This window comes from Halalkalicoccus subterraneus (assembly GCF_003697815.1).
GTDB lineage: Archaea > Halobacteriota > Halobacteria > Halobacteriales > Halalkalicoccaceae > Halalkalicoccus > Halalkalicoccus subterraneus.
The window spans coordinates 1-8,442 of the sequence record NZ_RDQG01000032.1 but is presented as its reverse complement, the minus strand read 5'-3'; the positions used below and the strand labels follow the sequence as shown (position 1 = coordinate 8,442).

The window sequence follows — 8,442 nt, the reverse complement described above, 5'->3', positions numbered from 1 at the left end:
GGATCGCCGCGACGCCGGCCTTCTCGTACTCGCGGACCGCGCGCCGGACGTTGTGGACGCCGCCGTAGCCGGTGTCGCAGTCGGCGACGATCGGGATTGTACAGGCGTCGACCATCCGTTCCGCGTTCTCGACCATCTCGGTCATCGAGACCATCTCGAGGTCCGGGAAGCCGAACTGCCCGAGCACGGTGGAGTAGCCGCTCATGTAGGCGGCATCGTGGCCGGTCATCTCCGCCAGCCGGGCGTCGAGCGCGTGATAGACGCCGGGGGCGAACGTGAACGTCTGGTCCTCGAGCTTCCGGCGGAACTCCCGGGCGGCGGGGTTGTCGATGTCCCTGACGGTCGTGTCGGTGTCGCCGATCTCGTCGATCATTGCGCTTCCTCCGTGGGGGTCTCGATGAGGTGGCTCCAGACTGCCTCCTCCATGCTCTCGCGGCGGTCTCGCGAGGTGGTCTCGGTGGTCAGTTGGGGAACGATCGGAACGCCGGTGTTGTCGGTGTCGGTGTACATTGATTGTCGGTATCGGGTGGTCTGTGGGCGATACGATCCGTCGGTGGTCCGCGTTCGTACATGATCGTTCACGACAGTAGAGCGAACTCGGCTTTCCTACTTAACTATAACGATTAATCATTTTATATTGGCAAAGGTTCCTCAATGATCGTTAATTAATAATATTGGCAGCGAATGTCACACCTCTGGTATGGGTTCGATGCATCCGTTGGTGTGGCGGCCAGGCCGAGTCGTGATCGCCTCGTAGAACCGAGAGGTCGCGATCCGGCCCGAGCGAGGGCTGACGGACGTCGGTTTCCGGTAGCCGTCGAGTTCGCCCGCCGCGTCGCGGCGGGACGTCGTCAGGACTGTTTGAGTCGGTCTCGCGGCATCGCTTCGCTCATTTCTCGCGGATCAGTCGAGCAGACTGTCGGCCAGCAGCGGGACGAACGTACCGATGTCGGTGACCATGCCGATCGTCTGGGCGCTACCCCGATCTTGGAGTTGGGTGACGGTCGCAGGGTTGATGTCGACACAGACGACGCGCGTGGTCGAGGGAAGGCAGTTGCCGACGGCCACGGAGTGAAGCAGCGTCGCGAGCATCAATACCATGTCCGCCTCGTGGGCCTGCTCGCGGATGGCGTTCTGGGCCTCGATGGAGTCTGTAATCGTATCGGGTAAGGGGCCGTCGTCCCGGATCGAGCCCGCGAGCACGAACGGGACGTCGTTGGCGACACACTCGTACATGATCCCCGAGTCGACCTTGCCCTCCTCGACCGCCTCGTGGATCCCGCCCGAGCGGATGATCTCGCTGATCGTGTAGATGTGGTGTTTGTGACCCTTGCGGGGGTGTTCGAGGGTCTCGACGTCCATCCCTAGTGAGGTGCCATACAGATCGCGTTCGAGATCGTGGACCGCAAAGCCGTTGCCCGCGCTGATCGCGTCGACGTACCCCTCACCGACCAGTCGGGCGAGGTCGTTTCGCGCCCCCGAGTGGATCACTGCGGGGCCGGCGACGACCATCACGTTCCCGTCCCGGTCTTTGGTTTCGGCGATCGCGTTCGCGACGTTCTCGATCTGGGTCGTCGCGGGCCGCTCGCTGCTGACGCCACCCTGCATGAACCCGAAGGCGCCACCGGCATCGCGCGGACGCTCCGGCGGGTTGACGCGGATGCCGGTGTTGCCCGTGACGACGAGATCGCCCTTCTCGACGGCGTTGAGCACCTTGGTGTAGGCACGTGGCCCGTCGTGGCCGTCGTCCTCGCCACCTTCGGGTTCGACGATCACCGCACAGTCCATCTCGATGCGATCGACCTCGATCCACTTCCCTTCGTAGCGGATCTCGGTGGGGTGGTTCGTCGTCGAGTAAAAGCCCGCGGGCACGACCCGGTCCGCGGGCGCGGGTTCGATCCCGGCGTCGATCGGGTCCTCGAGGGTCGCACCGGTCTGATTGAGCTGGTGGAGGATCTCGTGAAGCGTGTCCTCCTCCTCGGCGGAGACGCGCATCCGGGCATAGGTCTCCTCGTGTTTCCGGGTACCGACGTCGAACTCCTCGACGTCGAACCAGCCGTCCATGTCCATGACGATTCCCATACACCGCCCCATCACGCCCGAATCGATGATGTGTCCCTCCAGCTCGACCGTTCGCGAGACGCTCATACCCGTTCATGACACCGCCCGGCTGAAAGCCCCTGCGTTAGACGAGCAGCTCCGTCACCCCGACCGTTTCGAGGACGAGCCAGACGAGGAACACCCCGTACAGCACGAGCAGCCCCCACGCCTCCCAGTGTTGGAGTTCGAAATCCGTCCTGAGGAGCGTAAACAGCGCGATCGTCGCGAGCACGAGGTACGCCGCCAGCGGGACGGCAACCGCGAAGTCGATCGTCACCGCGCTGGCCCCGACGATGCCGGCCACGATCACTCCCGCCGGGATCGCGACGAGGAGGTCGAAGACGTTGCTACCCAGGACGTTCGCGACGCTCGTGACCTCCCGGTCGTTCTTTGCGGCGGTGACGCTGACGAACGCGTCGGGAATGCTCGTGGCGGCCGCCACCACTGTCAACCCCCAGATGAAACTCGGCGTGCCGAAGACGTCGCCGAAGCCGATCGCTCCCCGCACCAGCGCCTCGACCCCGATCGTGATCAACGCGAGGCTCGCGAGCAGATATCCCCACTGGCGCGGGGCGCTGATCCCCGAGACCTCGGGCGCCTCGTAGTCCGCAGTGTCCTGATACTGAATGAAGAGATACAGGAGGTAGACCCCGAGCGGGATCAACGCGAGCCCGGGTGTGATCGTACCGGCGAAGCCGTTTCCGACGGGGTAGTAGATAACGGCAAAGGAACACATCAACAGGAAGACTGCGACCGAGATGATGTAGAACTGCGCTTCCTTGTAGACCAGGTCCCGGCCGGCGTTCAGCGGGCCGGGCGTCGAGACCGTCGCCAACGCGGGGATCACGAGGATGTTGAAGACCGCCGAGCCGATGATCGCGCCGACGCCGAGTTCGAACTCGCCGTGGAGCAGCGGTGCGACGACCGCCGTGGTGAGTTCCGGAAAGCTCGACCCGACCGCGACGACGATCGACCCCTGAACGATCGCGGGCAGCCCGTAGTACGCCGAGAGCCGGTCGGCCGACGATTCGAGCCAGCCGCTCGCCTTCCAGACGACGGCGGTACCGAACAGCGTGAGAGCCACGAGCCACGCGATCGTCCACATACACCTTCGATTCCGGCCGGAGAGTAAACCGGTGTCGTTGTGCGACGCCGAGGTTTATACCCTCTCCACCCCTTCTCCGAACCATGTGTGGACGGTACGCCCTGTTTACGCCGCCCGACGAGCTAGCCGAACGGTTCTCCGTGCCGGAGCCCGAGTTCGAACCGACCTACAACGCCGCCCCTTCCCAGCGGCTTCCGATCGTCCCCGACGATCGCGAGGAGATCCGCCTTGCGCGCTGGGGGCTCACCCCCGAATGGGCCGACGAGGAACGCGACCTGATCAACGCCCGCGCCGAGACGATGGCCGAGAAACCGAGCTTCGAGGACGCGGATCGCTGTCTCGTCCCCGCGAACGGCTTCTACGAGTGGGTCGAGGAGGGCGGGGGAAAACGGCCCTACTACGTCTCCCGGACTGACGACGAGCCCTTCGCGATGGCCGGACTCAGGACGCACTGGACGCCGCCGACCGAACAGACGGGCCTCGACGCGTTCGCCGAGGGTGGGGTCGACGGCTCGGCGGAGCCCGAATCCATCGAGACGTTCGCCGTCGTCACGACCGAGCCCGAAGGCGTCGTGAAGGACCTCCACCACCGGATGGCAGTGATCCTCGAGCGCGAACACGAACGCGAGTGGCTCTCCGGAGCCCCCTTCTCGCTCGCTGCGGCCGACGACCTGCAGGCCTATCCGGTCTCGACGGCGGTCAACAGCCCCGGCAACGATTCTGCGGAGCTCGTCAGGGAGGTCGCGGATGTCTGAGCGCGTCTACGACGCGGTCGTCTTCGACAACGACGGCGTGCTCGTCGAGCGCACCGAGAGAGCGGTGCTCCACGGCGCGATCCGCGAGACCTACGACGAGTTCGGCGTCTCGCCCAGCGACGAGGAAGTCGAGTCACTGTTGGGGGTCACGCGCGATTCGGTCGCCGAACTCGCCGCCGCACACGACGTTGACCCGGACGACCTGTGGTACCGCCGCGACATGCTCACCTCGCGTGCCCAGTGTGACTCGATCGAAAACGGCGGCAAGCCCCTGTACGAAGACGTCAGTGCGCTCGACGAACTCGTCCCCGATCTGGGCGTCGTCAGCAACAACCAGCAACGCACCATCGATTTCATCCTCGACCACTACGACCTGCATCCCTACTTCGAGACCCATTACGGCCGCGAACCGACGCTCGCCGGAATCGACCGCAAGAAACCCAACGGTTATTACATCGAGCGCGCGCTCACGGATCTCGACACCCGCAACGCACTCTATGTCGGCGATAGCGGAGTCGACGTGCTCGCAGCCCACGAGGTCGGCCTCGACTGTGCCTTCATTCGCCGGCCCCATCGAACTAACTACGAACTGCCCGCCGCGCCGACCTACGAGATCCGGAGTTTGGAGGACCTGCCCGTGATCTGTCGCGGGGACGGCGAGGCATTCCGCCCGGATATGGAATCAGCTACATAGCGCGAGTCTTCAGAGTACGCTATGCGACTCGCACGCGCCCTGACGGACGACGGGGTTCGAGAGGGAGAACTCGCCGACGGAACGCTGAGTACCGCCGACGCGGAGTACGAGATCGACCGCGAGGACCTGCTCGCGCCGTGTGTCCCCTCCGCGCTGTACTGTGTCGGGCGTAACTACGCCGAAACGCTCGACCAGATGGACTACGAGCGCCCCGAGGAGCCCGACTTCTTCATCAAACCGCCCGTCTCCGTGATCCCCACCGAGGCGCCGATCCCGTATCCGACCTTCTCCCAGGAGGTCACCTACGCCGGCGAACTCGTCGCCGTCATCGGCGAGGAATGTAAGAACGTCCCGGTCGAGGCGGTGCCCGACGTGGTCCGAGGTTATACGATCATGAACGACGTCGACGCGCTGGACCAGCAGGGCCGCACGGCACGCAAGGCCTTCGACGGCTCGGGGCCCTTGGGTCCATGGATCGAGACGGACCTCGACCCGCGGGGGATCGACATGCGCACCGAGATCAACGGCGAGGTTCGTCAAGAAGCGAACACGGAGCTGATGCTCTTCGGCGCCCACGAGATCGTCTCGTACCTCTCGGAGCGGTTCACCTTCTCGCCGGGGGACGCAATCGCCTTCGGCAGTCCCGCGAACCCCGGGACGGTCGAACCGGACGACGAGATCGAGATCACCTACGAGGGGGTCGGAACCCTGCGAAATTCGGTCGCGGAGCCCCGTTGAGCCCGGGCTTCAGCTCTCGACTTCGGCCAGCAGCCCCGAGAGGACCTCGTCGAACGCCTCGGGGTTGTCCTGGTTGACCAAGTGGGCCGCACCGGGGATCTCGTGGACCGCGCAGTCGAGTGCGCGCGCGAGGTCCTGGCTCTGGCGTTTCACCAGCGAGACCTCGTGTTCGCCATAGACGACGCGCGCCGGGACTCCCAAATCCTCGAGATTGGGTGCTTTGAACCGGTATAGTGCCGAAAACACTTTTTTGAACTCCGATTTCGACATCTCGTCAACGGTATCGAGAGCCGCGGATCTGACCTCCGGATCGCGCGCGAGCCACGGACCCCCGGTCAGCGGGCGGATCGTCGAGAGCAGCGAGCGAAACGTCGGTCCGGTTCCGGAGAACGTGAGCGACCCTCCGAGCATCGGCAGTGGCGTGAGCAGCCGTTTCATCGGCCCCGGAATCGGGACCGGTGGGAAGGTTTGGACGGCGCCCGCTAGTAACAGCCCACGGATCCGCTCGGGATGGTTGGCGGCGTACGATTGGGCGACCATCGAGCCGAGCGAGAGCCCACAGAGCACGCACTCCTCGATTCCCAGCTCCGTGAGGAGTGAATCGAGGTCGTCGGCCATGAGCCCGACCGAGTACCGGCATGCATCCGATGGGCCGGTTCGGCCGTGGCCACGGAGATCGGGGACGACGATCCGATACTCGTTGCCGAAGCGGTCGCGCTGGCCGGCCCAGCTCTCCGCGGAAAGCCAGCCGCCGTGGAGGAACACGAGCGGCGGTCCCGCTCCGTCGTCGTCGTACGAGAGCCCGATCGTCGGAGGATCCGTGGTTGTCATGATCGATCTACGGTCCGTATCTCCCTGAATCGTTCGCTTGCCGCCCGGTAGTCGCGAACCTCGGTCCGACGGTCCTCGCTCCCGCTCGACCAGCGTTCCGTAGCGCTCGCCGAGATTCGTGTACGCTCCGGAGGCGGTCAATCACCCCGTGTGAAAACGGTCCCGTCGTCCGGACGGATCGGCAGCTCGGAGGACGGGGACGAACGGACCGAGGTCGCGACCGTCTGCGTGACCGGCATCTCCAGCAGCGTCAACAGTCCACAGAGCGCGGCGGTGTGGTCGGCGCCCGCCATGTGCGCGTCGTAGGTCTCGCGGACGGCGTCGTACTCCACAAGCGGGAGCGCCCGGATCGTCGACCGGTGCCCCTCGAGGACCTCGGCGATCCAGTCAGTCTCCCTGAGGGTCGCCGCGTTGCCGCCGGTATCCGACCGCAGTTCCGCGCCCATCGTCGCGAACCGGTGGAGCCACCGCGGCCGGGAGAGGGCCAGACCGCTCTCGTCGTGTGGGATCGCGGCCAGCTCGGGTGCGAGGCGCGCGAGCGCCCGGTCGACGAGGTTGTATCGCAGCGCGTACGGCGTCGGAAGCCGCAGCGCGAGATCGATCAGCCGCCGGTCGAGAAACGGGTAGACCGTCGGGAGGACCTGCTGATCGCTGTAGCGGTCGAAGGAGGTCTCGTTGGTGAGCGGATACCAGAACCCGTGGTCGGAAAGCGCGCCGTACGACGGGTAGGTCACCCCGTGGTCGACGATCGGCGAGCCGGCCGAGAGGTTCCAGTCATGCGCTCGCCTAACGGCGCCGTCGGGGAGATACGGCGGCGTCGATCCGTCTCGCGTCCCGAGGACGGCCTCGCGCGTTTCGATGGTCTTGGCCGTGGGAACCGGAAGCGACCCCGCCGGCGTCGAGAGTCGCCGGGTCGGGACCGTCCAGCCCTTGAACAGCACGTCGGCGTAGAGCCCGGAGACGAGCGCGTCGACCTCCCGGCGGAGCGTCCCTTCGACGCCGATGGCGTTCCCCTCGTTGAACCAGCCGACGAAGTTGCTCACCTCGGCGTTGTGCCGGAGTAGGCGCCTGTCGTATCCGGACTCGTCGTCGAAACGGGTGAACGGCACGCCGGCGAGGTAGGCCACCCGGCGTGCGGTCTCGACCTCGCCCGAGGAATCGGAGAACCCATACGCTGTGACCCGATCGAGCGTCGCGAGGACGAGCCGTGAGTCGCTCCCGCCGGAGAGCAACAACCCATGTCGGCGGTCGTCGCGGATACGGTCGTCCATCGCGTCGAGGAACCGGTCGATGAACTGATCGACGAACGCCGAGAACGGGCGGTTCTCGGGCCGGTGGATCGGCTGCCAGTACCGTTCGGACCGCACCTCGCCGGCGTCAGAATCGAGGGTCGATACCGACGCTGGCGGGAGCCGTTCGATCCCCGAAAGCGGCGTTCGAAGCCCCCGAACGGTCTTGGATCCGAGGTACTCCGCCAGGTACTCGGGCACGTATCTGGTCTCGATCCCCGGATGGGTCGCAAGCGCCTGAATCGACGTCGAGAAGGTGATCGCACCGGGTTCGGCGTGGTAGTACACTGGTTGGGTTCCCAGACGGTCGGTGACGATCCGGACTCGGCCGTCGTCCGGCCGTTCGACGACGCAGACGAACTCGCCGTTCATCTCCGTGAGCGCCCCGACGCCGTCCTCGGCGTAGGCTCGAGCGCAGAACTCGGCTACGGTGACGCCCGGTGGCCGGCGTTCGTACCCGCCGGAGCGCTCCCGGCTGTAGACCGATCCCCAAACCACGAGTGAGGTATCTTCCCCGGGAACGGTGGCCGGTCGGCCCTCCTCGGAGTGGGCGATCGTTTGACCCCGGAGGTCTCTCGTCCCGTACTCGAAGTGCTCGTCGGCGTCCGAGCGCGAGAGCGCTGCGGAGATCGGTTCTACGTCACGTCGTTGTGCCCCGTACGAACCGCAGAGTCCGACCATCGTTCTGTTTACGAATGACAGTAATTTTATTATGGATTGATTATATATTATAATTTTGGTAGTAATTAACCCTCGTTCGACCGTTATACGATAGCATGGGCCGGTGAGAGCCGGGTTCGCAACGCTTTCCGTTAGGGACCCCCCAACCCGCACAATGAGCTACCGGATCGGTCTCGTCGGCAAGCCCTCGGTTGGCAAGTCGACCTTCTTCAACGCCGCGACGATGAACGACGTTCCCGAGGGCGCGTA

General features: G+C 65.2%; 10 protein-coding genes. 4 read left to right on the top strand and 6 right to left on the bottom strand.

The genetic code is table 11. The annotated features are described in order from the left end of the window. From EAO80_RS08770 to EAO80_RS08760, 4 genes are all read right to left on the bottom strand, one after another. On the bottom strand, window positions 1–373 hold a 373-nt coding region (locus tag EAO80_RS08770; RefSeq protein WP_162993935.1), incomplete at its 3' end, for an isocitrate lyase/PEP mutase family protein. Then, window positions 370–510, bottom strand: a complete 141-nt coding sequence (locus EAO80_RS19635) for a hypothetical protein (protein WP_162993934.1) — start codon at window positions 508–510, stop codon at window positions 370–372. The genes EAO80_RS19635 and EAO80_RS08770, both read right to left, overlap by 4 nt. Before the next feature lie 393 nt (window positions 511–903). Then, complete coding sequence (locus EAO80_RS08765) at window positions 904–2,148, bottom strand: ornithine cyclodeaminase (protein WP_122089543.1); 1,245 nt, start codon at window positions 2,146–2,148, stop codon at window positions 904–906. Window positions 2,149–2,185: 37 nt separating this feature from the next. Then, window positions 2,186–3,205, bottom strand: a complete 1,020-nt coding sequence (locus EAO80_RS08760; protein WP_122089542.1) for a sodium:calcium antiporter — start codon at window positions 3,203–3,205, stop codon at window positions 2,186–2,188. Window positions 3,206–3,288: 83 nt separating this feature from the next. Between EAO80_RS08760 and EAO80_RS08755 the strand changes: the two genes are divergently transcribed. From EAO80_RS08755 to EAO80_RS08745, 3 genes are read left to right on the top strand one after another with little or no spacing between them, the layout of a single operon-like run. After that, window positions 3,289–3,960: an SOS response-associated peptidase gene (locus EAO80_RS08755; RefSeq protein WP_122089541.1), complete on the top strand. Its 672-nt coding sequence runs from the start codon at window positions 3,289–3,291 to the stop codon at window positions 3,958–3,960. Continuing rightward, entirely contained in the window at window positions 3,953–4,654 is a 702-nt protein-coding gene (locus tag EAO80_RS08750; protein WP_122089540.1) for an HAD family hydrolase, read from the top strand. The genes EAO80_RS08755 and EAO80_RS08750 overlap by 8 nt, the downstream gene beginning before the upstream one ends. Window positions 4,655–4,675: 21 nt before the next feature. Next, entirely contained in the window at window positions 4,676–5,392 is a 717-nt protein-coding gene (locus tag EAO80_RS08745; protein WP_122089539.1) for a fumarylacetoacetate hydrolase family protein, read from the top strand. Between the two features lie 9 nt (window positions 5,393–5,401). On the opposite strand, the gene EAO80_RS08740 is transcribed toward EAO80_RS08745, so the two are convergent. Together EAO80_RS08740 and EAO80_RS08735 are read right to left on the bottom strand one after the other, a co-directional pair. Then, the gene (locus EAO80_RS08740) at window positions 5,402–6,223 is read right to left on the bottom strand and encodes an alpha/beta fold hydrolase (RefSeq protein ID WP_122089544.1); all 822 of its coding nucleotides are present in this window, start codon (window positions 6,221–6,223) and stop codon (window positions 5,402–5,404) included. Window positions 6,224–6,360: 137 nt separating this feature from the next. Then, window positions 6,361–8,193, bottom strand: a complete 1,833-nt coding sequence (locus EAO80_RS08735) for an asparagine synthase-related protein (RefSeq protein ID WP_122089538.1) — start codon at window positions 8,191–8,193, stop codon at window positions 6,361–6,363. Window positions 8,194–8,347: 154 nt separating this feature from the next. On the opposite strand from EAO80_RS08735, the gene EAO80_RS08730 reads away from it, so the two are divergent. Continuing rightward, window positions 8,348–8,442 (top strand): GTPase (locus EAO80_RS08730; protein ID WP_162993933.1); only part of this gene is annotated, 95 nt, incomplete at its 3' end.

What these genes read in the sequence shown, in the direction of transcription:
- EAO80_RS08735 (WP_122089538.1), bottom strand. Translation starts at nt 8,193, where the DNA reads ATGGTCGGACTCTGCGGTTCGTACGGGGCACAACGACGTGACGTAGAA.
- EAO80_RS08755 (WP_122089541.1), top strand. Translation starts at nt 3,289, where the DNA reads ATGTGTGGACGGTACGCCCTGTTTACGCCGCCCGACGAGCTAGCCGAA.
- EAO80_RS08765 (WP_122089543.1), bottom strand. Translation starts at nt 2,148, where the DNA reads ATGAGCGTCTCGCGAACGGTCGAGCTGGAGGGACACATCATCGATTCG.
- EAO80_RS08760 (WP_122089542.1), bottom strand. Translation starts at nt 3,205, where the DNA reads ATGTGGACGATCGCGTGGCTCGTGGCTCTCACGCTGTTCGGTACCGCC.
- EAO80_RS08740 (WP_122089544.1), bottom strand. Translation starts at nt 6,223, where the DNA reads ATGACAACCACGGATCCTCCGACGATCGGGCTCTCGTACGACGACGAC.
- EAO80_RS19635 (WP_162993934.1), bottom strand. Translation starts at nt 510, where the DNA reads ATGTACACCGACACCGACAACACCGGCGTTCCGATCGTTCCCCAACTG.
- EAO80_RS08745 (WP_122089539.1), top strand. Translation starts at nt 4,676, where the DNA reads ATGCGACTCGCACGCGCCCTGACGGACGACGGGGTTCGAGAGGGAGAA.
- EAO80_RS08750 (WP_122089540.1), top strand. Translation starts at nt 3,953, where the DNA reads ATGTCTGAGCGCGTCTACGACGCGGTCGTCTTCGACAACGACGGCGTG.